Source organism: Streptomyces sp. 3MP-14 (genome assembly GCF_006334905.2).
GTDB lineage: Bacteria > Actinomycetota > Actinomycetes > Streptomycetales > Streptomycetaceae > Streptomyces > Streptomyces triticirhizae.
Window position 1 is genome coordinate 1 of record NZ_VDLZ02000029.1, and the last position, 23,079, is coordinate 23,079.

The 23,079-nt window shown below is 72.6% G+C and carries 18 protein-coding genes and 1 pseudogene; 10 read left to right on the plus strand and 9 right to left on the minus strand.

All coding sequences use genetic code 11. The features are described 5' to 3' along the window. Together FH609_RS30435 and FH609_RS30440 are read left to right on the plus strand one after the other, a co-directional pair. Positions 1–253 (plus strand): annotated as a pseudogene (locus FH609_RS30435) (beta-xylosidase); the annotation flags it as partial. Between the two features lie 121 nt (positions 254–374). Next, complete coding sequence (locus FH609_RS30440) at positions 375–1,874, plus strand: family 43 glycosylhydrolase (RefSeq protein ID WP_139675612.1); 1,500 nt, start codon at positions 375–377, stop codon at positions 1,872–1,874. A gap of 51 nt (positions 1,875–1,925) precedes the next feature. Here FH609_RS30440 and FH609_RS30445 read toward each other — a convergent pair whose 3' ends face one another. Then, positions 1,926–2,717, minus strand: a complete 792-nt coding sequence (locus FH609_RS30445) for a GntR family transcriptional regulator (RefSeq protein WP_139675614.1) — start codon at positions 2,715–2,717, stop codon at positions 1,926–1,928. Between the two features lie 155 nt (positions 2,718–2,872). Between FH609_RS30445 and FH609_RS30450 the strand changes: the two genes are divergently transcribed. The 6 genes from FH609_RS30450 to FH609_RS30475 all read left to right on the plus strand — a co-directional run bounded on the left by FH609_RS30450 (position 2,873) and on the right by FH609_RS30475 (position 9,807). Beyond that, entirely contained in the window at positions 2,873–4,165 is a 1,293-nt protein-coding gene (locus FH609_RS30450; protein WP_139675616.1) for a D-tagatose-bisphosphate aldolase, class II, non-catalytic subunit, read from the plus strand. Next, positions 4,162–5,328 carry an SIS domain-containing protein gene (locus tag FH609_RS30455; RefSeq protein ID WP_139675618.1) on the plus strand — a complete coding sequence of 389 codons (1,167 nt, stop codon included), beginning with the start codon at positions 4,162–4,164 and terminating at the stop codon, positions 5,326–5,328. The genes FH609_RS30450 and FH609_RS30455 overlap by 4 nt, the downstream gene beginning before the upstream one ends. A gap of 36 nt (positions 5,329–5,364) precedes the next feature. After that, positions 5,365–6,417 (plus strand): N-acetylglucosamine kinase, encoded by a 1,053-nt coding sequence (locus FH609_RS30460; protein ID WP_139675619.1) that lies wholly within the window; start codon positions 5,365–5,367, stop codon positions 6,415–6,417. Continuing rightward, positions 6,414–7,340, plus strand: coding sequence for a DMT family transporter (locus FH609_RS30465; protein WP_139675621.1), 927 nt, complete (start codon positions 6,414–6,416; stop codon positions 7,338–7,340). Before FH609_RS30460 ends, FH609_RS30465 begins: the two co-directional genes overlap by 4 nt. A gap of 52 nt (positions 7,341–7,392) precedes the next feature. Beyond that, positions 7,393–8,241, plus strand: coding sequence for a class II fructose-bisphosphate aldolase (locus FH609_RS30470; protein ID WP_139675623.1), 849 nt, complete (start codon positions 7,393–7,395; stop codon positions 8,239–8,241). A gap of 603 nt (positions 8,242–8,844) precedes the next feature. Then, entirely contained in the window at positions 8,845–9,807 is a 963-nt protein-coding gene (locus FH609_RS30475; protein ID WP_193318135.1) for an NAD(P)-dependent alcohol dehydrogenase, read from the plus strand. Here the strand turns inward: FH609_RS30475 and FH609_RS30480 are convergent. Both FH609_RS30480 and FH609_RS30485 read right to left on the minus strand, forming a co-directional pair. Further along, the gene (locus FH609_RS30480) at positions 9,776–10,147 is read right to left on the minus strand and encodes a hypothetical protein (RefSeq protein WP_139675627.1); all 372 of its coding nucleotides are present in this window, start codon (positions 10,145–10,147) and stop codon (positions 9,776–9,778) included. The genes FH609_RS30475 and FH609_RS30480 overlap by 32 nt on opposite strands. Before the next feature lie 157 nt (positions 10,148–10,304). After that, positions 10,305–11,942, minus strand: coding sequence for a hypothetical protein (locus FH609_RS30485; RefSeq protein WP_139675629.1), 1,638 nt, complete (start codon positions 11,940–11,942; stop codon positions 10,305–10,307). Between the two features lie 444 nt (positions 11,943–12,386). Here FH609_RS30485 and FH609_RS30490 point away from each other — a divergent pair, with 444 nt between their 5' ends. Further along, positions 12,387–13,715: a hypothetical protein gene (locus FH609_RS30490; protein ID WP_139675631.1), complete on the plus strand. Its 1,329-nt coding sequence runs from the start codon at positions 12,387–12,389 to the stop codon at positions 13,713–13,715. Between the two features lie 31 nt (positions 13,716–13,746). Further along, positions 13,747–14,940, plus strand: coding sequence for a glycosyltransferase family 4 protein (locus FH609_RS30495; RefSeq protein WP_193318136.1), 1,194 nt, complete (start codon positions 13,747–13,749; stop codon positions 14,938–14,940). A gap of 118 nt (positions 14,941–15,058) precedes the next feature. On the opposite strand, the gene FH609_RS30500 is transcribed toward FH609_RS30495, so the two are convergent. Genes FH609_RS30500 through FH609_RS30525 form a run of 6 tightly spaced genes read right to left on the minus strand, consistent with a single transcriptional unit; the run spans position 15,059 to position 22,508 of the window. Beyond that, positions 15,059–16,036, minus strand: a complete 978-nt coding sequence (locus tag FH609_RS30500; RefSeq protein WP_139675636.1) for a tetratricopeptide repeat protein — start codon at positions 16,034–16,036, stop codon at positions 15,059–15,061. Positions 16,037–16,058: 22 nt separating this feature from the next. Next, positions 16,059–18,557 (minus strand): Hsp70 family protein, encoded by a 2,499-nt coding sequence (locus FH609_RS30505; protein ID WP_139675638.1) that lies wholly within the window; start codon positions 18,555–18,557, stop codon positions 16,059–16,061. Positions 18,558–18,597: 40 nt separating this feature from the next. Continuing rightward, positions 18,598–19,176 (minus strand): hypothetical protein, encoded by a 579-nt coding sequence (locus FH609_RS30510; RefSeq protein ID WP_139675640.1) that lies wholly within the window; start codon positions 19,174–19,176, stop codon positions 18,598–18,600. After that, a complete protein-coding gene (locus tag FH609_RS30515; RefSeq protein WP_139675642.1) occupies positions 19,176–20,459 on the minus strand; it encodes a hypothetical protein in 1,284 nt (427 codons plus the stop codon). Before FH609_RS30515 ends, FH609_RS30510 begins: the two co-directional genes overlap by 1 nt. Positions 20,460–20,518: 59 nt before the next feature. Further along, on the minus strand, positions 20,519–21,646 hold the full coding sequence (locus FH609_RS30520) for a serine/threonine-protein kinase (protein ID WP_139675644.1): 1,128 nt from the start codon (positions 21,644–21,646) through the stop codon (positions 20,519–20,521). A gap of 37 nt (positions 21,647–21,683) precedes the next feature. Then, positions 21,684–22,508, minus strand: coding sequence for an FHA domain-containing protein (locus FH609_RS30525; protein ID WP_193318137.1), 825 nt, complete (start codon positions 22,506–22,508; stop codon positions 21,684–21,686). Positions 22,509–23,079 lie beyond the last annotated feature (571 nt).

Sequence of the window (23,079 nt, forward strand, 5' to 3'; positions counted from 1 at the left end):
CCAGATGCGCAACGTCGGCGACGCCACCGGCTTCGACTCCCAGACCACCTTCGTGCTGCCGATCCAGGGCACCGAGGCCACCTCCTACCTCTACCTCGGCGACCGGTGGGGCAACGCCTCCGGCGGGCTGGTCAACGACTCCGAGTACGTGTGGCTGCCCATCGAGTTCCCCGACAGCCGCACCATGTCGCTGAGTTGGACCCCGCAGCTCACCATCGACACCAGCGCCGGCACCGTGACCCCGGCACCGTGACGCCCACGCCGTAGCAGCGACGCCCCGCCCGCGCGCCGCCGAGCCCCCGGCCCGCTCCGGGGGCCGGCGGCCGCGCGCCCCCAGGTGCCCCCGACTCGGCGCAGCATCCAAGGAGTTCACCGTGACTGGTCTTCCCCACACCTCGAACAGCGTCCCGGGTCTGACGCGGCGCGGCGCCCTCCGGGGCATCGCGGCCGCCCTGGGCGGCGCCGGGCTGGGCCTGGCGGCGGCCGGGCCCACCCTCGCCGGCCCGCCCCACGCGCCGACGCCCCTGGCCTACGCGACCGTGCGCAACGGCCCGCTCTGGCACGACACGGCGGGCAACGTCATCCAGGCCCACGCCGGACACATCGTCAGACACAACGGCCTCTACTACTGGTACGGCGAGGACAAGGCCCACGACTCCGCGCGCTTCCGCGCGGTGAGCTGCTACTCCTCGACCGACCTCGTCAACTGGACCTTCGTGCGGAACGTCCTGGACACCTCGTCCCACGCGGAGTTGGCCGACGCCAAGATCGAGCGGCCCAAGGTGATCCGCCACGCGGCCAGCGGCACCTTCGTGTTGTGGGGCCACTACGAACGCGGCGCGGACTACGCCCTCGGACGGGTCGCCGTCGCGACCTCCCCGACTCCCACCGGCCCGTTCACCTACCGGGGCAGCTTCCGGCCGCTGGAGCAGGAGTCGCGCGACATGACGGTGTATGTCGACCGCGACGGCACGGGCTATCTGCTGAGCGCGTCCCGACGCACCGGCGGCGCCAACGACACCCTGGTGCTCTTCCGGCTCACCGACGACTACCTGGGCGTCGCCGACGAGGTCACCGAGCTGTGGCCCGGCGCCTACCGGGAGGCGCCGGCCCTCTTCCGGCACGGCGACACCTACTACCTCATCACCTCGGGCGCCTCCGGCTGGATGCCCAACCAGGCCATGTACGCGACCGCGCCCGCCGTCACCGGCCCCTGGAGCGACCTGGCCCCGCTCGGCGATCCGGCCACGTTCGCCTCGCAGAGCGCGTTCGTCCTCACCGTGGGGCTGGACAGCTGGGCGCGTCACATCCTGGTCGCCGACCGCTGGCGCCCCGACGCCCTCGGCCAGTCCCGCACGCTCTGGCTGCCGTTGGACGTGGAGGCCGGCGGGGGACTGCGGCTCGACTGGCGGAGCGGCTTCGGCATCGACGCCGGCGCCGCCCGCGTCGACGCGCCGCCCGTCACCGACATCGCCCGGGGCCGCCCGGCCACCGCCTCCAGCGCGGCCCCGGCCAACCCCGCCGGCCTGGCCGTCGACGGCTCCTACACCACCCGCTGGATCGCGGGCAGTTCGAGCTGGCCCGCCTGGTGGGGGACCGACCTCGGCGGCTCCCGCCACGTCTCGGAGGTCAACATCTCCTGGCCCATGGTCAAGGGCTCCGAGGGCTACTACCGGTACCGCATCCTGCACAGCGACAACGCGAGCGACTGGACGACGATCGACCGCACCGGCAACACGCAGTACGGGTTCACCCACGACGCGGTGGACTTCACCGCCCGCCATGTGCGCGTCGAGCTGGTCGACGCGGTGCTGCACAACAACCCGGGCAACTGGTACACGCCCTCGCTCTTCGCCGTCGACCTGCGCGCCTGACCGGGCGCGGGCGAGTTCGCGCCGGCCGGTCGCCCAGGGGGAACGGGCCGGTCAGCCGGTGATCGACGCCCGGAAGTGGTAGCGGTCGCCCCGGTAGCTGGCGACGGTGAGTTCCAGGGGCTGGGCGTCCTGGTTGAAGGCGAGCTGGGTGGCGACGAGCACCGGCGTGGCGTCCGTGATCTCCAACAGCTCGCGCTCCTCGTCGGTCGGCTGCCTGGCCTCCACCGAGTAGTCGGCGACGCGCGGCAGTTGCGGCGGGTCGGCGCGGCGCAGGGTCGCGTAGAGGGAGTCGCGGGTGAAGTCGGCCTCCGTCAGGCCCGGGCACAGGCCGAGCGGCAGCCGGTTGTGCTCCAGCACGACGACCCGGTCGTCGAGGAACCGGACGCGGCGCATCTCGAACAGGTCGGCGCCGGGGCCGACCCGCAGCCGTTCGGACTCCCGGACGGTGGCCGCCCTGACCCGGGAGTCCAGGACCTCGGCCCGGACGCCGAAGCCGTGCCGTTCCGCGTAGTCGGCGAACCCCTGGACGGTGCGGTTCCCCACCGGCGCGGCGGCGTCGCCCGGTGGGGACAGGACCTGAGCGCTGCCCGCCGCCAGGAACCAGCCGCGCGCGGGCGAGGACTCGATGACGCTGCGCTCCGCCAGCTCGTTGAGCGCGGAGCGCATGGTGACCCGGGAGACCCCGTAACGGTCGGCGAGCGCGCGTTCCGAGGGCAACCGGTCGCCCGGCCGGGCGCCGTTCGCGGCGATGTCGTCGAGCAGACGTCCGGCCACCCGGGTGTAGAGCGGCAGGGCCTCGCTGCCGAGCGGGCCCTGGGGGAGGAGGGAGTCCGAGGAAGACATGCCCGTAGGATGCCAGAGCGAGTGATACCAGTGCAAGACCAGAAAGAGACCATTGACTGCCGTCGGGGAGACCAGTACCGTCCCAGGTGAGTTTTCGTGCAAGGGGCGCGATTCGGTTTTGACGCGCCCTTTCTGGTACTTCCTGGAGCAACGACATGCGCGGTCCCCTGGACGACCTGGTGCGACGCCAGAAGAACGGCGAGCCGAGCGGCATCGCGTCGATCTGCTCGGCCCATCCGCTGGTGATCGAGGCGGCGGTGCGCCAGGCCCTGGAGACCGGGGGCCGCCTGCTGGTGGAGGCGACCTCCAACCAGGTGGACCAGTACGGCGGCTATACCGGTATGCGACCGGACGACTTCCGGGCCCTGGTGCACGCCATCGCCGCCCGGCACGACCTCCCGCAGGACCGGGTCATCCTCGGCGGCGACCACCTCGGCCCCAACCGGTGGCGGGACCGGCCGCCGCACGAGGCGATGGCCGAGGCGGAGAACCTCGTGGCGGCCTATGTCCGGGCCGGCTTCACCAAGATCCACCTGGACTGTAGCTTCTCCTGCGCCGGCGACCCGGCCTCGCTGAGCGACGACGTGGTGGCCGAGCGGGCCGTCCGGCTGGTGCGGGCCGCCGAGGCGGCCGCCGGCCCCGACGCCGACCGGCTCCGCTATGTCATCGGCACCGAGGTCCCGGTGCCCGGCGGCGCCCACGAGACCCTCGACGGGGTCCGGCCCACCACCGCCTCGGCGGCCACCAGGACCCTGGCCCGCCACCGCGCGGCGTTCGCCGCCCACGGCCTGGCCGACGTCTGGCCCCGCGTGACGGCCCTGGTCGTCCAGCCGGGCGTCGAGTTCGACCACGCCCAGGTCGTCGCCTACCGCAGGGAGTTGACCGGGGAGCTGCGGGCCGTGCTGGACGCCGAGCCGGGCATGGTCTTCGAGGCGCACTCCACGGACTACCAGACCCCCGACGCCCTGGCCGCCCTGGTCGAGGACCACTGGGCCGTGCTCAAGGTCGGCCCCGGGCTGACCTTCGCGCTGCGCGAGGCGCTGTACGCGCTCGCCGCCATCGAGGCCGAACTCGTGCCGGCCGAGCGCCGGTCCCGGCTCCCCGAGGTCGTCGACGAGCGGATGCGCGCCGAACCCTCCCGGTGGGACGGCTACTACGAGGGCACCGACGAGGAGCGGCGCCTGGCCCGCACCTACAGCTACAGCGACCGGGTGCGCTACTACTGGCCGGACCCGGCGATCGACGCCGCCGTGACCACGCTGTTCGACAACCTCACCGACTCCGGCATCCCGCTGCCCCTGCTCAGCGCCCACCTGCCCGACCAGTACCGGCGGGTGCGCGGCGGCCAACTCGCCGCTGACCCCAGGGCGTTGACCATCGACCGCGTCCGCGACGTGCTGCGCGACTACGACCACGCCTGCCGCACCACCGACAAGGAACTCGTGTGAACACCACCCCCAGCCCCCTGGCCCAGGACGGCGCCGCCCACACGGTCGCCGAGATCACCCAGCAGCCCCGCCTGTGGCGCGAGGTCGGCCGGAACATCGAGGAGGGGCGGGAGGCGCTGGACGCCTTCCTGCGGCCCCTCCTCGCCCGGCCGGACCTGCGGATCGTCCTCACCGGCGCCGGCACCTCGGCCTTCGCCGGCCGGATCGCCCGCGCCGCGCTGGCCGGCGCCACCGGCCGCCGGGTGGACGCCGTCGCCACCACCGACATCGTCGCCGACCCCGACGGCAGCCTCGACGCGGACGTGCCCACCCTGTTGGTCTCGTTCGCCCGCTCCGGGGACAGCCCGGAGAGCGTGGCCGCGACCGAGTTCGCCGAGGCCCGGCTGACCGACGTGAGCCACCTGGTCATCACCTGCAACGCGGCCGGCCGGCTGGCCCGCGAGCACGGCGGGCGGGACACCTCTCATGTCCTGCTCATGCCGGACGGGTCGAACGACCAGGGCTTCGCGATGACGTCGAGCTTCACCTGCATGGTGCTCGCCGCCCTGCTCGCCTTCCGCGCCGCCGACGCCCCCGCCGCCCTCCCCGCCCTGGCGGCGGCCGCCGACCACCTCACCTCCGGCGGGGCCGACGCCCGCGTCGACGCCCTCCTCGACGGCCGGCCCGAACGCCTGGTGTACCTCGGCAGCGGCGCGCTGAAGGGGCTGGCCGAGGAGTCCGCGCTCAAGCTCCTCGAACTGACCGGCGGCGCGGTCCTCGCGATGGCCGAAACCGCGCTCGGCTTCCGGCACGGCCCCAAGGCCGTGCTCGACGACCGCACGGCCGTCGTGGTCTACATCTCCAACGACCCCTACACCCGGGCCTACGACCTCGACATCCTCGCCGAGCTGCGCGCCGCGCTCCCGGCCGGAACCGTCGTCGCGATCGCCGGCCGCCAGGACGGGCTCCCCGACTCCGACGACACCTGGCTCCTGCCCGGCCTCGCGGACGCCCCCGACGCGGCCCTCGCGCTGCCGGCCGTGGTATGCGCCCAGCTCATCGCCCTGCGCTCCTCCCTCGCCCGGGGCCTGCGGCCCGACAACCCGTTCCCGTCCGGCGAGGTCAACCGCGTCGTCCAGGGCGTGACCGTGCACGAGCTTCCGGAGCGCGGCGACCGCGCCTGAGCGCGTTCCCGGAAGATGCGGAGAGGAGAAACAACGATGTTTCTGGGAGTGGACGGCGGAGGCACCAAGACCGCCTTCTGCCTGGTCGACGCCGCCGGAACGGTGCGCGCCCGGGCCGTGGGGGACAGCACCTACTACTTCGCCGACAACGGCACCGGCGGCGTCGAGCACGTCGTGCGCGTGCTGGAGAAGGGCGTGGCCGCCCTGTGCGCGCGGGCGGGCATCGCGCCGGCCGACATCGACCACACCTTCCTCGGCCTGCCCGGCTACGGCGAGGCCCCGGGCGACGTGGCCGCGCTGGACGCCGCGCCGCGCGCGGTGTTGGGCAACGACCGCTACGCCTGCGACAACGACATGATCTGCGGCTGGGCCGGCTCGCTCGGCGCCGCCGACGGCATCAACGTCATCAGCGGCACCGGCTCCATGGTCTACGGCGAGCGGCGGGGGCGCGGCGTCCGGGTCGGCGGCTGGGGCGAACTGTTCAGCGACGAGGGCTCGGCGTACTGGATCGCCACCCGCGCGCTCAACGCGTTCTCCCGGATGGGCGACGGCCGGCTCCCCGAGGGGCCGCTCGCCGACCTGCTGCGCCGGCGGCTGGGGCTGACCGAGGACCTGGAGATCATCGACGTCGTCCTCAACCGGCTGAAGGGCCGCCGCTCCGACATCGCGGCGCTCAGCGTCCGGGTCGTCGAGGCCGCCGAGGCGGGCGACCGCCAGGCCGCCGCCATCCTCGCCGAGGCGGGCCGGGAACTGGCCGAGCTGGTCGACACCGCGCGCCACCGCCTCGGCTTCGCGCCGGGCGAGACCGTGCCCGTCTCCTACTCCGGCGGCGTCTTCCGCTCGGCCGCCGTGCGGGGGGCGTTCCGCGCCGAACTGGGCCGCCGCGCGGCCGAGTACGACCTGCGCACGCCGCTCCTCCCGCCGGTCGTCGGCGCCGCGCTCTACGCGGCCAAGCTGGCCGGCACCCCCCTGGGCCCCGAGGCCCTGGCCACGCTGCGCGCCGCCGATGAGGCGGAGACGGCAGCGGCAACCGAAGCGGGCACGGGACCCGACCTCGCGGAGAACCAACCTCACGGAGAACAGTCATGACAGTCCGTAACAACCGAAGCTGGATAGTCTACGCAGGGCTGCTCGTGCTGTTCTGGGGGGTCTGGGGCGCGACGTCGAGCCAGCCCGTCGAGCGGTACGGCTACCCGGACGAGATGATCTACATCATCTGGGCCTTCACCATGCTGGTCCCGGCGGCCGTCGCGCTGCGCCGGCAGCGGTTCGACCGCCGCCCGGTGGCCGCCGTCTACGGCCTCCTCGCCGGGCTCACCGGCGCTGGCGGCCAACTCGTCCTCTTCCAGGCCCTGGCCGACGGCCCCGCGTACCTGATCTTCCCGATCGTGTCGCTCTCGCCGGTCATCACCGTGCTCATGGCCGTCGTCCTGCTGCGGGAACGGATCGTGCCGCTCGCCGTCGTCGGCGTGTTCACCGCGCTGGTCGCGATCCTGCTGCTCAGCATCCCGTCGGGGGACGGCGGCGACGTGGACACCGGCTCCTGGCTGGTGCTCGCCGTGCTGATCTGCGCGGCCTGGGGCGCGCAGGCGTTCTTCATGCGCAAGGCGGCGCTCGCCGGCGTCAACGACGCGACCACCTTCGGCTGGATGACGATCACGGGCCTGGCCCTGGTGCCGGTCGCCTACCTGATGATGGGCGGGATGCCGTCCGCGCCCTGGCAGGCGCCGGCGATCACCGCCGGCACCCAGGTGTTGAACGCCGTGGGCGCGCTGTTCCTGGTCATGGCGCTGAGCCGGGGCAAGGCCAGCGTGGTGGCGCCCATCACCAACGCGCTGGCGCCGGTCCTGACGGTCGTCCTGTCCCTGGCCATCTACCAGACGGTGCCCTCCGTCTGGTCGTCGATCGGCATCGTGCTGGCCCTCGCCGGCTCGACGCTCATGGTCTACACCGACGAGAAGCGGGACGAGGACGTCGTCGCCCCCGGCGCCGCCGACCCCGTCGTCCGCTGACGCCGCCGCCGCGCCCGTCGTGCCACCGCCACCACCCCGAGGAAACACCGCCATGCCGCTGGTCCCCACCGCAGAACTGGTCGCCCGGGCCGCCGACGACCAAGGGTGCGTCGCCGCCTTCAACGTCATCACGCTCGAACACGCCGAGGCCGTCGCGCGCGGTGCCGAGGAGGCCGGCCGGCCGGCCATCCTCCAGATCAGCGAGAACGCCGTGCGCTACCACGGGGGAAGGGTCGGCCCCCTCGCGGCGGCGAGCGCGGCCGTGGCCGCCGCGAGCGACGCCGCACTCTCCCTCCACCTCGACCATGTCACCGACCCCGAGCTGCTGCGGCAGGCCGCCGACGCCGGCTTCTCCTCGGCGATGTTCGACGCGGGCGCGCTGCCCTACGCGGAGAACGTCGAGGCCACCGCTGCGGCCGCGCGCTGGGCGCACGGCGCCGGGCTGTGGCTGGAGGCCGAACTCGGCTATGTGGGCGGCAAACCGGACGCCCCCGCGAGCGCGCACGCCGCCGGCGTGCGCACCGACCCCGACGAGGCCGTCGCGTTCGTCGACCGCACCGGCGTCGACGCGCTCGCGGTCGCCGTCGGCAGCAGCCACGCCATGACCCGACGCACCGCCACCCTGGACCACGGTCTCATCGCCCGGCTGCGCGCGGCCGTGCCCGTCCCGCTGGTGCTGCACGGCTCGTCCGGCGTCCCCGACGAGGAGCTGCGCGCCGCGATCCGCGCCGGCATGGTGAAGATCAACTTCGGCACGGTGCTCAACAAGGCGTTCACCCACGCCCTCCGCCCGATCGTGGCAAGCGAGCCCTTCCCCGTCGACCCCCGCACCTACCTGTCCCCGGCCCGCGCGGCGGTGGCCGCCACGGTGCGGGACCTGCTCACCACCCTGGCCGACTGAGACCTCACACCGGGGCTTGCCTCAACGCGCCGGCGGGCAGGGGGTTTTCGCGCCCGCCGCCCGGGCAGCTACCGGCGGGCGACGGTCGAGATGTTGCGCGTTCCGAAAACATGCGGAACGCGCATCTTTCTGTAGGGTGGGGCGCGCGCCGAGCTTCGGACGGCGGCGCCCCGCCGCCCACCCCCGGGGGCGTTTCGCCGATGGCGGATGTGCGGGTCCGGACGTGTCGGACGGACCCGCACATCGGGGTCTGACGCCCCGTCGGCCCCGCCGCCCGCTCCGGACGCTCCATCAACTTCCTTCTCATACATCTCACTTGGGCGATCCCTCGACCGCCAGGGAGCATCCGTTGCGCGCCCCGTAAATTTGCGCGGCAGGCAATTTTGGGTACAGTGGGCCCATGCCAACTGGACCGAGCGTCCCCCGCAGGGCAGGCGTGGCGCACCAGCTGGTCCCGTCCTGAGCCGCAGGCTGCGGGGAGCCGGACCGGGGCGCGTGCAATCCCCGTGAAGTCCTCATGGAACTTCGCGCTGCCACGGCGCGTGGCCACGGACATCGGCACCGGACGGTCGGTGCCCGAGAGGTGGGAGTCGGATGAATGAGATGCCGAACACAACGATGCGCGCCGTGCGTTACGACCGCTACGGTCCGCCCGAGGTGTTGAAGGTCGCCCACGTCCCCATGCCCAAGCCCGGGCCCGGGCAGGTGCTGGTGAAGGTGCACGCCTCCAGCGTCAACCCCATCGAGGCCCAGGTGCGCGCCGGCAAGATGCGCCCCATGAGCGGCCTGCGTCCCCCCAAGGGCATCGGCCAGGACTTCGCGGGCGAGGTCGTCGCCGCCGGCCCCAAGGTCGACGACGGGCTGGTCGGCAGGCGCGTCTGGGGCACCACCTTCGCCCTCGGCGCGGCCAACACCGCCGAGTACATCACCGTCAAGGAGCCGCTGGTCGCGCCCGTTCCCCCCGGCCTCGAACTGGTCAACGCCGCCGCCCTGCCCACCGTCGGGCTCACCGCCCTGGTGGCCCTCGGCGCGGCCAACGTCCAGCGCGGGCAGCGGCTGCTGATCGTGGGCGCCGCCGGCGGCATCGGCAGCGCGCTCATCCAGATCGCCCACGCCAGGGGCGTCGAGGTCGCCACCGTCAGCAGCGGCGACAACCTCTCCTTCTGCTCCGACCTGGGCGCCAAGGAGACCTACGACTACGCCTCGCTGGCCGCCCTGGAACAGGCCGACGCCTTTCACGCCGTCGTCGACCTCTACGGCGCCAACCTCGGCACCTACCGCTCCCGCCTCCGGTCCGGCGGACGGATCGTCACCCTCGCCGCCAAGGGCATGGGATACGCGATGCTCTCCCTGCTGCTGCCCGGCCCCCGCGTCCGGCTGGCGCGCGCCAAGCCCAGGAAGGAACTCCTCGTCGAACTGGCCCAGTTGGTCGAGAGCGGCGACCTGCGGCCCGTCGTCGAGAAGGTCTACCCGCTGGAGGAGATCGGCGAGGCGCACCGCTCGGTGGAGAGCGGACACAGCCGGGGCAAGCGCGTCATCCAGGTCGTGGGCGACGTCGAGAGCTGACCTTCGACGGGCAGGATCGAAACCGACGGTTCGGCGGGCGCCCCGCCGAACCGTCGGTTTCGATCTCGCCGCCCGCGCCCGGCGGAAGCGGTTTGCCGAGCGTCGACCATCCCTCGGGCAGCATTTCGGGGGCGCTGCTCAACCCGGAGAGCGGATTCCCGATCAACACCACGGCGACGGCGCCGATCCCCAGCCCCGGATTGCCGAACGCGGCGCGCAGCCCCAGGATCATCCAGGCCGTCGCCGCCAGGCTGAGCGCCGCGGCGCCGCTGATCAGGACGTAGTTGCCGTCGTCCCGGGCAGGCATCCCGAACTCGCACCGAAGCGGCATGTCGCGCAACTCGGCGTGGGCCTCATCGCGCCGGTTCCGCCCGTTCCCGCCGGCGCGCGGCCCCGAACGGCTGTGGCGCCACCGCCCCCCTGCCGTCCGGCGCTTCGCGAGGGCGGAATGAGACGGGGACGACGGCTCCTCGCACCCCGGGCCGGGACGCCGGCCGTCACGGGTTGATCAGCGCGCCGTACGCGTCGCGGATGTCGTCGGTCGACATGAAGACATAGTCGTTCGCCGGCGGGCCGGGGTCCTCGCCGTAGTACGTGTAGGTCAGGAGGCTGGGGCAGTTGCCGCCGATCTCGATGGTGGAGGTGTCCAGGCGCTGACCGGTGCGCACCTCGTAGGCCCGGACGGAAAGCTCCATGGTGTGGAAGGTGACGCTGGCGTACCCGCCGGGGCTGGTGTCGAACTCGTAGTCACAGGTCTCGACGACGGAGCCGTACCGGGGCTCGCCGACGCAGATGATGAGCACCGCGTCGGCGGCCTCTTCGGCGAGCCAGCCGCCGGGGAGTTCCTCCGCCTGGTCGAGCTGGCCGTCGAGTTCGGTCTGGCCGAAGATCAGGGCGGGATGCGGGCCGCCGCCACGGTAGGGGGCCGCACCACGGTAGGGCGCCGGGTCGTCGCAGTAGGCGGGTTCGTCGCCGTCGTAGTCGGTCTGGACGAGTTCGCGCAGCCGCTCGAACTCGATGGCCGTCTCGGCCTCGTCGATGCCCCGCTCCGCATCGGCGACCAGGGCGTGGTCGGGGTACTCGTCGAGCAGTTGCTCGTACTGCTCGCGTGCCCGGTCCCAGTCCTCGTCGCCCAGGGCGTCGTCGCCGCATCCGACGATCGCGGCCGGCTCGACCTCCGGCACGACGTCAGCGGCCCGGTCCAGCGCCTCGCCCCGGCTCGGCATTCCGCCGAGCCAGGTGGTGATCCGCAGGGCGGTGCAGGGGTTTCCCGAGGGCAGTGCGTCGAGGAAGTCGTTCATCACCTCGCCGACCTCGTCCTCCCGACCGGGGAACTCCGCCAGGACCGCCGCGAGGTGGTCGAAACTGGTGGACACGGCCGGGATGTCGCCGTCGAGGGCGCTGTCGAGTTCGTCGCCGGCCTCCGCGAGGAGGAGGTCGGCCCTCCGGTCCGGCGCCCCCTCCCACAGGGCAGCGGGATGTTCCTCGTAGGTCAGCAGCGTCCGCTCGGCGCGTAGCCGGTTGGTGCGGGCCTGTCGCCCGGCCTCCTCCAGCAGTTCGCACGCCTCGGCGCTGTCGTCGGCGCGGGCGACCAGCCGCCCGTCGGCCACCCGGTGGCCGGCCCCCAGGCCGTCCAGGATCGACAGCGCCCGCGCGCAGTCGCCGTCGCGGTGCGCCGATGCCGCGTCCCGCTCCATCCCGGAGGCGTCGGCCCTGAGGGCGGCGAACGTCAGCAGCACCGTGCCCGCGAGACCGAGGGCGAGGAGTCGCCGCGACCACACCCGGCCCGCCCCGGCCCCCCGGGGGAACGCTTCCCAGCCGGACCGCCGGGGCCACCCGCCCGCCAGCCACCAGCCGTGCGCGGTGACGCCACCCCACCACAGGAGCACCGCGACCCGGAACCACGCGGGCCGCTCGCCCGACGCGAGGACGGCGACGAGGACGACCGTGACCACCAGGTTCACGGCGGCGAGCCGCCACCGCCCGAGGAGGAGGTAACCGGCGCCGAGGAGGCAGGCGTTGCCCAGCCCGGCGGCGACCGGGTCACGGGGCCGGGGAACGGGCGCGGCCCCGGCCTGTTCCGGCCGTGGTGCCGGGCGATCAGGACTCTCTGGTGCCGGTTCCGTCGGGTCCATCGCACTTCCCCTCCCTGGACCAACCACCGCTGGCACCTGCCGATGCTAGGAGCACGGCCGGGGAGGGGTCCCGGGCCCCGACCGGCCGTCGCGGAACGGCACCCGGCGCCCACGACGGCCATGCTCGCCACGTCACGCGATCACCCCGGCGCACAGGGGTGTCGCACCACAGCCCTTCGGGGCCGCTCCGTCCAGCAACTGACCACATTGGCCAGTTGAACGCCGCCGGATTGTTTGCCGCCGGATTACCGTTCGGGTGGGAAGGGCTCATGTTCGGGACGGTTGCATCGAGTTGATGGACGTGCCTAGCATGACGCAGGTAATCCAAGAGCACCGGCGACACAACTGCCGCATGTATTCCGGACGTTACCGGGCACAAACTGGTGGGGAGCCAGGGAATGCCCGGGCAAAGATCGCTGATGACCGTTGGGGTGAGATGTGCTCGTGGACGCGACAAGCACTTATTCGCGCATCTTGAGCGGAGAACGAGATCGCGTTGAGTCGGCCACCTGGGGCCAGATCGCCATGGACAGGTGCATGGAGAGGGCAAAAGGTTCGCCGAGCTTCTTCAACGTGGGGGAACTGTTCCCGCTGGGGCGCGACTGTTCCGTGAGCGACGTTGTCGAGTCTCTTGCGCGATGGGGGTCGGAATTCGAAATTCTGCGGACCCGGTTCGTGGGTGCCGGGCGAGACCTCAGGCAAGTGGTGTCGAAAGACACGCACATGGACGTCATCAGCGCACGATCCGACGGGCTGCCCCCGGAAGACCACGCGCTGGCGGTGCACGGACAGAACATGACGGAAGTGTTCGCGCAGGACAGTGACGCACAGTGGCGTGCTCGACTGGCCGAATGCCGCGACGGCAGCTTGTACCTCTCCGTCTCCATGAACCACATGCTCGCGGACTACTTCGGTTGGGTCATCCTGCAAGCGGCTCTGGAGGACAGCCTCAAACGACGTCCGGTCGCCCAGCCCGCGTGGACGGCGATCGACCAGGCCAGGTTCGAGAATTCTCCACCGGGTCAGAAAGTGAACGACAACGCGCTGCGGCGCATAAGGTCGATCTATACCGGCGCGGCGGACTACTCCGTCGCAAGGGTGGAAGGTGCCGCTCCGCGCTATCACGCGGCGACTCTCACCTCGGCCGCACTGCCTTCACTGGTCGCCGGTCTCGCATCGTCTCTCGGCGTCTCCGAAAGCGCCGTCCTTCTTTCCGCGTATCTCGCCGCACTGCGGGACACACTGGATTCTGACGAGATCGTTGTGCAGCTCCTGTGCAGCAACCGGGCCAGCCGGAGGACGGCCGGACTGATAGCCAATCTCGCATGGGACACTCCTGCGCTCTTCCGGATCTCCGAAGATTTTCGGGAGACCGCCAGAGGCGCCATGAACCGCTCGATCAGCGCGTACCGTCACGCCCTCTACCACCCACTCGACGCGGACGACCTCGTGTCCGAAGTGCTGCGTCACAGCGCGTCGCCCGACCTGTTGCGCGGAGTGCACTTCAACGACGCGCGGCAGCGACCCGAGACCCCGGGGGATGCGCCCCGCGAACCGGCGCGACACCTTCGCGGCTCGGTGGAGTTTGCGAGCCCACAAGAATTTGTCGACGCGTCCATATATCTGCACGTACGGGATGCTCAGCAGGCTGAGGGGTGCGTACTCGAGTTGGTGTGCGACACCACGGTCGTACCCCGGAGCGGAATCCCCGCAGTTCTCGAAAAGATGGAAGAGGAAATCCTTGTGGAGCACTCGAAGCGGGTGCTGAACTAAACGGGAGGTAGGCATGGTCAGTTCCCGCAGAATGCTCTTCGTCATCAACGATGTCCTGGGGCCGATCATCGGCGGCGGCAGGCAGCGCTGCTGGGAGATCATCAGGCGGGCTTGCCAGAAATGGGAAGTCGACGTCGTCGTCGTGGCGCCGCCGGAGGACGTGATCCGATATCAGGGCGAGCTGGTCGACCTGCCCAACGGGAGGTTGCTGGTCTTTCCGGACGAATCCACCGGGAGCGTCGATCTGACGCGCAGCTCGCGCGAGGCCCGGGCGGCCATCGAAAGAATGGATCGCGAAGCGGGCGGCTACGCGGTCGTGCACGTGGAAACGTTCTATGTGCTGCCGGTCGTTCCCGAGCATCTCCTGTCCCGGACGGTGCTGGCGGAGCAGAACATCGAATCGGTGCTCGTCGGACAGGCGGAGGGGCTGCGCTCCGCGAAGCCCGGTAGTGGCGGAGGGCACGCCGAGGGCGCGACCTCTCCGCAGGTGCGCCGGGCCGAAGAGTACTGGTGGCGTCGGGTCGGCGGAGTTGTCGCGCTCTGCCCGGAGGACCACCGGCACATCGCCCAACGATTCCCGGACGTCTCGCCGGTCCTCGTTCCGAACGGCTGGGACCACCTGGAGACACCGGCGAGTTCCCGAAACCACAGGGATGTTCCGCTCACGGCTCCCCGCCTGCTGTTCTACGGCGACTACGACTATCCCCCGAACCGGGACGCGGTGGCCTGGCTCACCGAGGAGGTCGTTCCGCTGGTCCTCGCCGAACTCCCTGACGCCAGATTCAGAATCGGCGGCATCAATGCCGACGCCGAACTCCTCGACGCCCTGACGTCGCATACCGGCGTCGAATGGGTCGGGTACATCGACGACCTGCCGGGCGAACTGGACCGAGCCGACATGATGCTGTGCCCCATTCGCATCGGTGGCGGGGTCAGGGTGAAGGTGACCGAGGCGATTCACCGGGGCTGCCTCATGGTCTCGACCCGCGTCGGGGGCGTCGAGTGGATACCCGAGTCCGTGCGAGGCGGCATGTCGTTCGCCGATTCACCCACGGAATTCGCCAAGGAGATCATCCATCTCGCCGGAGACCCGCAGGAGAGGCGCCTTCGCCACCACATGCTGGAGCAGGGGCGAGCTGCCCTGCCGACCTGGGACGGGACCGTGTCGAAGCTGATGGACGTCTGGGAATCGGTGGCCGCACCAGCGGGTCCCCCTGGTGAGTGAAGCGAGGACGGCACACGGCCGTCGGTAGCGGCCCGCCCGGCGGGCGGTGGCGGTGGTGTGGCTGACCTGGAACGCACCAACCGCGCGTGGCACCAACGTCCCGAGACGGAACACCTGGCTAGGGCATGTCCGGGGTGATCACCACCGTCACCGTGCGGTTGAGGGCCGGGGTGGCGAAGGGTGCCTCGCGTTGGTCGGCGCTGACGGTGGTGAAGTCGGTGAGCGGGCGGTCGCTGGCGGCGCTCAGCTCGCCGACGGCGACCAGCGCTCGCCAGAGGGCGAGGACCGAGCCGCCGCTGTCGGGGGCGCCGGGGACGGCCGCCGCGTGGCCGCGGACCTCGACGCGGCCCGGGTGGCCGGCGAGGCTCGCGCCGAGGGCGGCGAGCCGCTCGGCGCCGGTCGGGGTCAGCTCGTCGCCCTCGACGAAGACCACCTCGGTGAACGCGACCTCGACGGCCTCCCCCACGACGGTCACCCGCAGTCCGGGGCCGGCCAGTTCGCCGGCCAGGGCCTCGGCCGCCTCCCGTTCGGCGGCCGCGCGTTCGCCGGCCTCCCGCTCCGCGATCCTGGCCTGCTCCGCCCGGTGTTCGGCCTCGACGCGCTCGGCCAGCTCGCTCTGGTCGGGCTGGGCCGTGCCCGCCACCGTCGAGCGCTCGTCATCGGAGCCGCCCCCGGCGCCGGGGACGAGCGCGGCGCCCACGGCGAGCGCGGCGGCCACCGTGGAGAGGGCGGCGACGGCGGCCGTGCGGGCGCGGTGCCGGCCGATGGCGGCGCGCGGTCCCGGGCGGTTGAGGCGATCGAGGCGGGCCAGGCCGGCCCGGGCGGCCGGGTCGTCGGGGCGCTGCCGCTGGACCCGCCGCCAGCAGTCGGCGGCGCGGTCCAACTCGCCGCGCTGGGCGTGCAGTCGGGCACGCAGGTCGAGCACGTCCGGATGCTCGGCCACCGCCGGGTCCTCGGCCTCGTCCAGCAGGCGGAGGGCGCCTTCGTGGTCGCCGGCGCGGGCCGCCTGGCGGGCGCGGGAGACCCGCAGGGCGACGAGCAGCGCGTGGCCCGTCGGTGGCGCCGCTGCCCGGCGCTGCGGGGTGGGTGAGGTCATTTCGACTCCTCAGGGAAGCACATCAGATGATTCCGCCGGGCTTGTGCTCGATCTGCCCGCCGGCGCCGGGCGGGAGGAGGCGGCGCAGCCGCTCGTTGACGCCGGCCAGGGCCCTGCGGTTGCCCGAGGCGATGGCCTGGCGGCCCTCCAGGATCGCGGCGTCGGCCTGGGAGCGGGAGGACATCTGGTCGCGCATGGACTCCAGGGAGCTGAAGACGAGAAAGTCCCACTGGTCGGTGCGGCGCAGCAGCTCGACCTGGAACTCGCTGGCGCGCTCGATGAGTCGACGCAGGTCGGCGGGGGTGGCGTCGTCGCCGAGGGTGCTGGCGCGGTCCCTGAGGGTCTGCAACTCGGCGCGGTCGGAGTGGCCGCCACCGGTCTGCTCGATGATGTCCTGGCAGACGCCGAGCAACTCCCACAGCTCGCGTTGCAGCCCCGGGACCTCGATGGACTCCTCGATGTCGTCGAGTTGGGCCTCCAGGTCGCGGATGCGGCGGTCGCTGGTGACGGCAGCGCCGGTGTCGACGGCGGCGGCGTCCACCTCCTTCCGCAGCTGCGGCACGGCGCGCTGCTCGCCGAGGTCCTCCAGGGCGCGCTGGGCCTGCTCGGCGTGGACGTCGTCCGCCTGGTCGCGCAGGACGCCGACGCGGGCTTCCAGGTCGTGGAGCCGGTCGACCAGCTCGTCGTGCTCGGGCGCCAGCAGGTCGGAGCGGTTGATCGTCGCCTCGAACTGCTGCTGGACCAGCGGGATGTCGGCGGTGACCAGGACCTCCCGGCTGCTGGCCTGGATCTCGAAGGTCACCTCGACCTCGCTCTGCGCCGGCAGCTCGATCCGCACGTCGCGGGGGCGGATCTCCAGCAGCCCGACGCGGGTGTTGCGGTCGGCGCGGCGGCGTTCGCCCTCCAGCAGGGGGATCTTGATGACGGCGTCGGGCTCGGAGCGGCGCAGCGCGATGGTGGTGCGGTAGGTCTTGGTGACCATGGTGGGCAGCGAGGTGCCCTTGCGCAGCAGCGGGTCGAACCGGCCGTCGGCCTTGCCGATGCCCAGGGTGCCGGTCAGGACGGCGTCGCCGGGGACGACGGCGGTGTGGGTGATGGAGAAGGTGTCGCCCGTCAGCTTCTGCCGGGTGCCGGCGGCGTCGGTCAGCTCGACGACGAAGCGCGACTTGGCGTTGGCGTCGATGCTGACCTCGGTGTAGAAGGCGCCGTCCGCGGTCAGCTCGATGCGCGGCCCCCAGAACGGGGGCTGGCCCTCCGGATTGGCGAGGGTGACCGCGTACCGGGACCAGTCGACGTCGCTGCCGCTGGTCACCTTGCCGGAGACGGGGACGCCCGTGGTGTCCACGGTCTGCGGGGGGTAGGTCAGCTCGACGGCGAACTCGCCGACGGCGGCCCGGTGCGGCTTGCGCGGCAGCCTGACGCTGCTGGCGAACACGGCGGCGCCGCGCGCCACCACGGTGGTCGGGTCCTGGCTGTGGTCCAGGGCGATGCCGAGCCCCTCCTTGGGGTCGGCGAGCAGCTCGCGCAGGCCGGGGCTGAGCGTGGCGCCGCCGACCAGCAGCATCCGGTCGATGTGGTCGGGGCGCAGCGCGCTCTCGGCGAGCGCGTCGCGGCAGAGCCGGATGGCGCGGACGTAGAACGGCAGCGCCAGGTCGTCGAGGGCGCCCCGGGTGAGGGTGAACTCGAAGGGCTGCGGGTTGCCCTCGCCGTCGTCGAGGTCGACGAAGAGGTCCACCTCGGGGGTGCGGGAGAGGGCGATCTTGGCGTTCTCGGCCTCCAGCTTGAGCTTGGCGAAGTTCCGTCCCCAGCGCGGGTTCCTGCGGGTGAACTCGGCCAGGCCGAGGTCGCGTTGGACGGCGGGGGCCAGCAGGTCGTCGACGAGGGCCCAGTCGATGAGCTTGCCGCCGAGGTAGGGGTCGCCGGCGTGCTGGATGAGCTGGAGCTCGCCGTCCCGCTTGCTCATCACGGCCGCGTCGAAGGTGCCGCCGCCGAGGTCGAAGACCATCCAGTGGGCGGAGTCCGAGGCGTCCTGCACGCCGTAGGCGATGGCGGCGGCGGTGGGCTCCTGCACCAGTGGGCAGTGCTCGCCGAGGCCGGCGAGGGCGGCGGCCTCGCTGGTGGCGTTGTTCTGGTTGAGGGCGAACGAGGCGGGCACGGTGATCACCGCGGCCTCCGGCTGGTAGCCGCACTCGTGGGCCACGTCCTGCCGCAGCGACTTGAGCACCTCGGCGGACAGCTCCTCCGGGCTCATGGTGATGCCCGCGCGCCGGAAGCGGCGGTGGGCGCCGGCCACGCCCATCTCCTGCTTGAACTCGGCGTAGGCGTCGTCCACGTCGCTCTCGGTGCGCTCCCTGGCACGCCGACCCACGTGGATCACGCCGGGCCTGGGGCTCCAGACGGCGGAAGGGGTGCAGTCCCAGCCGTCGTTGTTCTTGATGATCCGCACCCCGTCGTCGTCCGCGACGGCGATGGCGCTGTTGGTCGTTCCGAGGTCGATGCCGAAGTCGATGGTCTCGCGCACGGGTTCCTCCCCTTGGGGCCTAAGGTCCTCAGGTCGTCGGTCAGTTGTCGGGGGTCGGCTCGGCGGCGGGTCTGCCGACGATGACCTGGCCCATCTGGATGCGTTTGCCACGGAAGTAGACGGAGGGCCGCACCGTCTCCAGCACGACCTCGTGGGTCAGGCCCGGCTCCTCCTGGGAGACCAGGACCTCGAGGGAGAGGCCGGAGGCGAAGCGCTGCCCGTCGTGGTCCTGGATCTCCAGGCCGTCGTCGACGAGGGCCTGGCGGCTGGCGTTGACCTGGCGGCGCACCTGCCGCAGGTCGGCGCCGGAGAGCGGGCCGCCGCCGTCCTGGTCGAGCTTCCGCTCGGCGCGCCAGAGGCCGATGGCGGCGCGGAGCAACGCGTCGGTGCCGGCCGCCGCGCCGGCGCTCCCGTCCTCGGCGGCGGTGTCGGCCGGGCGCTCGGCGTGCTCGGCGATGGCCCGCTCCGCGAGGGCCCGGGCGGCGGCGATCTCCTCCATCAGGACCGTGGCCCAGGCGGCCTGGTCGGGATCGAGGAGGGGCGGCGGCACCCGGAACTCGCGCGGGTGCCGCAACTGGCCGAACAGCGAACGGAGTCGGCGGGCGGACGAGGCGGCCATCAGGTGTTCCTCTCCTTGCCGGTGTTGCCGAGGATGGCGACCAGGCCGAAGAGCGTCGCCGCGCCGGAGGCGGTGAGCATCGCCGGCACGAAGCCGCCGTTGACGCCGACGACGACGGCGCCGACGATGCCGGCCAGGGCGATCAGGACCAGCAGGCAGCCACGGGGCTTGACGTCCACCACCTTCCCGTCGGGTTGGACCTTGGCGCGCCTGAGGTTGGCCGCGTGGTGCTGGCGGATCAGCCGCAGGTTCTCCACGATGTCGTCCCGGTCCCTGCCCGGGGCGATCCGCACCGCCAACTCGGCCAACTCGACCAGGGAGACGGACTGTTCGACGCTCGCCGGCCGGCGCGTGTGGTAGAGGAACAGGGCGACCGCCAGGTTGTTCATGCCGAGGGCGACGAGGTGCGACAGGTCCTCGCGGCGCCAGTCGGAGATGAAGGGCCAGTAGGTGCGCAGCTCCTCGTAGGTGGGGTGGACGCGCTCCCGCAGCTTCTTCAGGGCGTCCGCGTAGCGACCGGCCCGCTTGTCCTTCTCGGCGGCGAGCAGCGCGGCGTTGATCTCCTCGAAGCCCTCGTCGACGATCCGCTCGAAGCCCTCGGCGACCAGCGGGGCGAAGACCTCGTGCCGGCTGAAGTGGGGACAGATCCGGGCGAGTTCGGCTCGGGTCCCGGGGTCGGCCGCCAGCTCGCCGAACGGGGAGACCAGCAGGCGTGGCAGCTCGTTCAGGATGTCGTCGGGGGTGAGGGCGGCGACCCTGCGGTCCTCGGCGAGGGCCTCGGTCCTGCGCGCGATGTGGCCGCGGAACGAGGGGTCGGCCAGCGTCGCGGCCCAGCCGTTCCCCGCGCCGCGCCACAGCGCCCGCGCCTCCTCGGCGGGGACCGGGGAGCGGCCGGTGGCCGCCTCCAACGCACGGGCGTGGGCGAGCACGGCACGGTCGTGCGCGAGGTGCGACTCGGCGGGGCAGTCGCAGCCCAGGTCGGTGTCGCCCCAGCGCCACAGCAGCTCGTCGACGATCCGCCGGCGGGCGTCCTGGAACTGCTCGAACGCGGCGCGCACCTCCTCCCAGCGGTAGTCGCCGGCCAGCGGGGAGTCGGCGTCTCCCGGCCAGGTCTCCTGCACCGCCAGCCGCGCCTCAAGGCGTTGGCGCTGCTGGCGCACGGCGCGACCGGTCGCGTTCATCGGCAGTCCGGTGGCGGCGAAGGCGTTGCCCCGGTAGATGCGGGTGCCGGCCAGCTCCTCGAAGCGGTCGAGGGCGGTCGTTCGGTTCCGTGGTTCGTCCATGCTCGTCCTCGTCCTCGCTGCTCCGTTGCCTGGGGCCCGCCCGCCGGGCGTCGGTCCGTTCACATGACCACCCCCCGGCGCCAGGTGGTCAGGCGCGCCCGATGCCGGTCTCCGAGGTCGGGGTGCTCGCTGATGAGCCCCGCCAACCGGTCGGCGGCGTCGGCGAGTCGGCCCGGCTCGCGGGAGAGCGCGACCAGGTCCCGCACCCGCGCGTCCACGTCCTCCCCGCTCGGGGGCGGCGGCGGCTCGGGTGGTGACGGCCGCGCCGGTGTCGACGGCGGCGGCCCGGGGCGCGCGCCGGCCGGCTCGGCCGGTGTCCCCAGGGCGGCGGCGCGCCGGGCGACCTCGCGGGCGGTGGCCGGCCGGTCGTCGGGGTCGACGCACAGCATGTCGCCGACGAGCCGGTCGAGTTCGGGGTCGACGTCGTCGTTGAACGCGCTGGGGGGCAGCAGCGCGCGGCGGAACCGCTCCAGGGAGAAGGACCGCACCGGGTCGCCGCCGTCGTAGGGGAAGTGGTTGGTGAGCAGGAAGTAGACGATGGTGCCCAGCGCCCACACGTCTCCGGCGCAGGAGTAGCCCCGGCCGTGCCGCAGCACCTCGGGCGGCATGTAGGCGACGGTGCCCTGGGCGCTGGCCGCCATGGTCAGCGGGTCGGTCTCCTTGGCCAGGCCGAAGTCGCTGACCTTCGCCCGCAGTCCTGACTCGTCGTAGGTGACCAGCACGTTGGCCAGCGACAGGTCCCGGTGGACGATGGGGTGGGACCGCTCGTGGGCCACCGCGAGCCCCTCGGCCGCCTGGTGCAGCACGGCCACGGCCTTGCCGACGGGCACCGCCCCCTCGTGTGCCTCGACCAGCCGCTCCAGGCTCCCGCCCGGCACGTACTCCATGGTGATGAAGCCGCGCCTGCCGGCCGAGGTCTGGACGGTGCCCGCGTCAAAGACCCGGATGATGTTCGGATGGCCGAGGGTGGAGAGGATGCGGGCCTCGTCCATCATCCCCGAGGCGGCCTCGCGGGAGGCCAGGTTCCGGAAGAGCTTCAGCGCCTGCCATCCCAGGATGTGGTGCCGCACCCGGTAGACCTGGGCGAAGGCGCCCTCCCCGAGACCCCGGTCGACCACGAGCGCCTCGTTGATCCGCTGCCCCCGGGTCAGCAGGTCCCTGCCGGTGTCCCGCCCGCCCCTCGTCATCGGCTGCCCCCTCGACTTCCCCGCCCTGAAGCGTCGTTCACTCAGCTCGGTGCGCACGGTCCGTCCCCGATGACGCGGGCTTCACGGCCCTTGGCGCGGGGCCCTGGTGCACGTACAGCCGGTAGCCGATGGTGGGAACCGTCTCCAGAATGCGGGGGTCGCCCGGGTCCGGCTCGATGCGGAGGCGCACCGCGCGCACCACGCCGGCCAGGTCCGTCCGGTCGTAGCCGCGGCCCGGCTGCCACTCCTCGGGCGGACGCCAGAGGGCGGCGATCAGCTCGTCGTGCTCGCAGGTGACCGCCTCGACGCCCGGCAGCCCCGTGCCCCGGGCCACCATGTGCCGTAACAGCTGGTGCCCCTTGGGCCGCAGGCCCTCGACGAGGATCTCCTTCTCACCCTCCGTCCGGTAGACGCGGCTGCCCACCACGTCGTAGCGGATGCCGGGGCGGGACGCCTCCCCCTCCGGGGCGTCCCGCCGGCGGGGCGCGGGGCGGGTCGCGTGCGCGTCCACATAGGTCAGCCGCCAGTAGAGCAGCTCCTCGTCGCCCACCATGTCCCCCAACACCAGCAGGGTGTCGCCGTGGCGCAGCAGCTCCCGGCCGCGCAGCGGGCGGATCTCGCCGCCCGGGGCGCCAGGTTGGAGCAGGGTGCCGTTCCTGGCGTGGTCGGTGACCCACCACTGGCCGTGCTCCAGGTCGAGGATGCAGTGCAGGCGGCTGATCCAGCCCTGCGGGTCGGGTGCGAGCACGATGTCGGGCTCGTGGTGGGGCGCGGCGCGGCCGACGGTGCACTGCTCGCCCGCCAGCAGGTGAACGCTGGACTTCCCCGTGGGCGAGGCCACCTTCAACTGGGCCCTTCGCATCGTGCCCGCCCCCTTCCGATGCCGATGCCGATGCCGATGCCGCCGCTGTCGTTCGACCGTTCGCACCCCTGAAGTCTTCCGACCATGTCCGTGCCGGGCCATGGGAGGGAGTTGGAATCCAGCTGATCGCGCGGCCCGACCTGCCGCACCCGACCTCCGCACTTCCTCAACCGACAGACATCCCTCGGATGACCAGGGGAATCCACCCGCCCATCCGGGGGGCGGGGCCCGCTTGGGCCCGTCGGTGACGGTAGCGCCCCGCCCCGGGAGGGGTCACGAAGTCGCCTTCGGCGTCGGCGCGTTGACCCGGCGACGTGCGGGGAAACGGGCTCGATCCAGCGAGGTCGGTCGCTCGCTCGGTGGCGGCCGCGGGAAGCGGAGGGCTTCGTCCGACGGGGCCGGGAGCGGTTCGCGCGGAAGCCTGCGGAACTGGCCGCCCGAGAGCTGCTGAGGGAGACCACCGGCTGCGACCGCACCGTGTCCGAGGTGCTGTCCTTGTTCGACTGTTCCGCCGGCGGTCCGGAGTCGGTGCAGCAGGTGGTCGAGGTAGGTGGGGCCTGTCGATCAGCCG

Coding starts and splice junctions, on each gene's coding strand:
- FH609_RS30450 (WP_139675616.1), top strand. CDS start 2,873: ATGCGCGGTCCCCTGGACGACCTGGTGCGACGCCAGAAGAACGGCGAG.
- FH609_RS30470 (WP_139675623.1), top strand. CDS start 7,393: ATGCCGCTGGTCCCCACCGCAGAACTGGTCGCCCGGGCCGCCGACGAC.
- FH609_RS30460 (WP_139675619.1), top strand. CDS start 5,365: ATGTTTCTGGGAGTGGACGGCGGAGGCACCAAGACCGCCTTCTGCCTG.
- FH609_RS30525 (WP_193318137.1), bottom strand. CDS start 22,508: ATGCGAAGGGCCCAGTTGAAGGTGGCCTCGCCCACGGGGAAGTCCAGC.
- FH609_RS30500 (WP_139675636.1), bottom strand. CDS start 16,036: ATGACCTCACCCACCCCGCAGCGCCGGGCAGCGGCGCCACCGACGGGC.
- FH609_RS30475 (WP_193318135.1), top strand. CDS start 8,845: ATGCCGAACACAACGATGCGCGCCGTGCGTTACGACCGCTACGGTCCG.
- FH609_RS30510 (WP_139675640.1), bottom strand. CDS start 19,176: ATGGCCGCCTCGTCCGCCCGCCGACTCCGTTCGCTGTTCGGCCAGTTG.
- FH609_RS30520 (WP_139675644.1), bottom strand. CDS start 21,646: ATGACGAGGGGCGGGCGGGACACCGGCAGGGACCTGCTGACCCGGGGG.
- FH609_RS30495 (WP_193318136.1), top strand. CDS start 13,747: ATGCTCTTCGTCATCAACGATGTCCTGGGGCCGATCATCGGCGGCGGC.
- FH609_RS30515 (WP_139675642.1), bottom strand. CDS start 20,459: ATGGACGAACCACGGAACCGAACGACCGCCCTCGACCGCTTCGAGGAG.
- FH609_RS30485 (WP_139675629.1), bottom strand. CDS start 11,942: ATGGACCCGACGGAACCGGCACCAGAGAGTCCTGATCGCCCGGCACCA.
- FH609_RS30445 (WP_139675614.1), bottom strand. CDS start 2,717: ATGTCTTCCTCGGACTCCCTCCTCCCCCAGGGCCCGCTCGGCAGCGAG.
- FH609_RS30465 (WP_139675621.1), top strand. CDS start 6,414: ATGACAGTCCGTAACAACCGAAGCTGGATAGTCTACGCAGGGCTGCTC.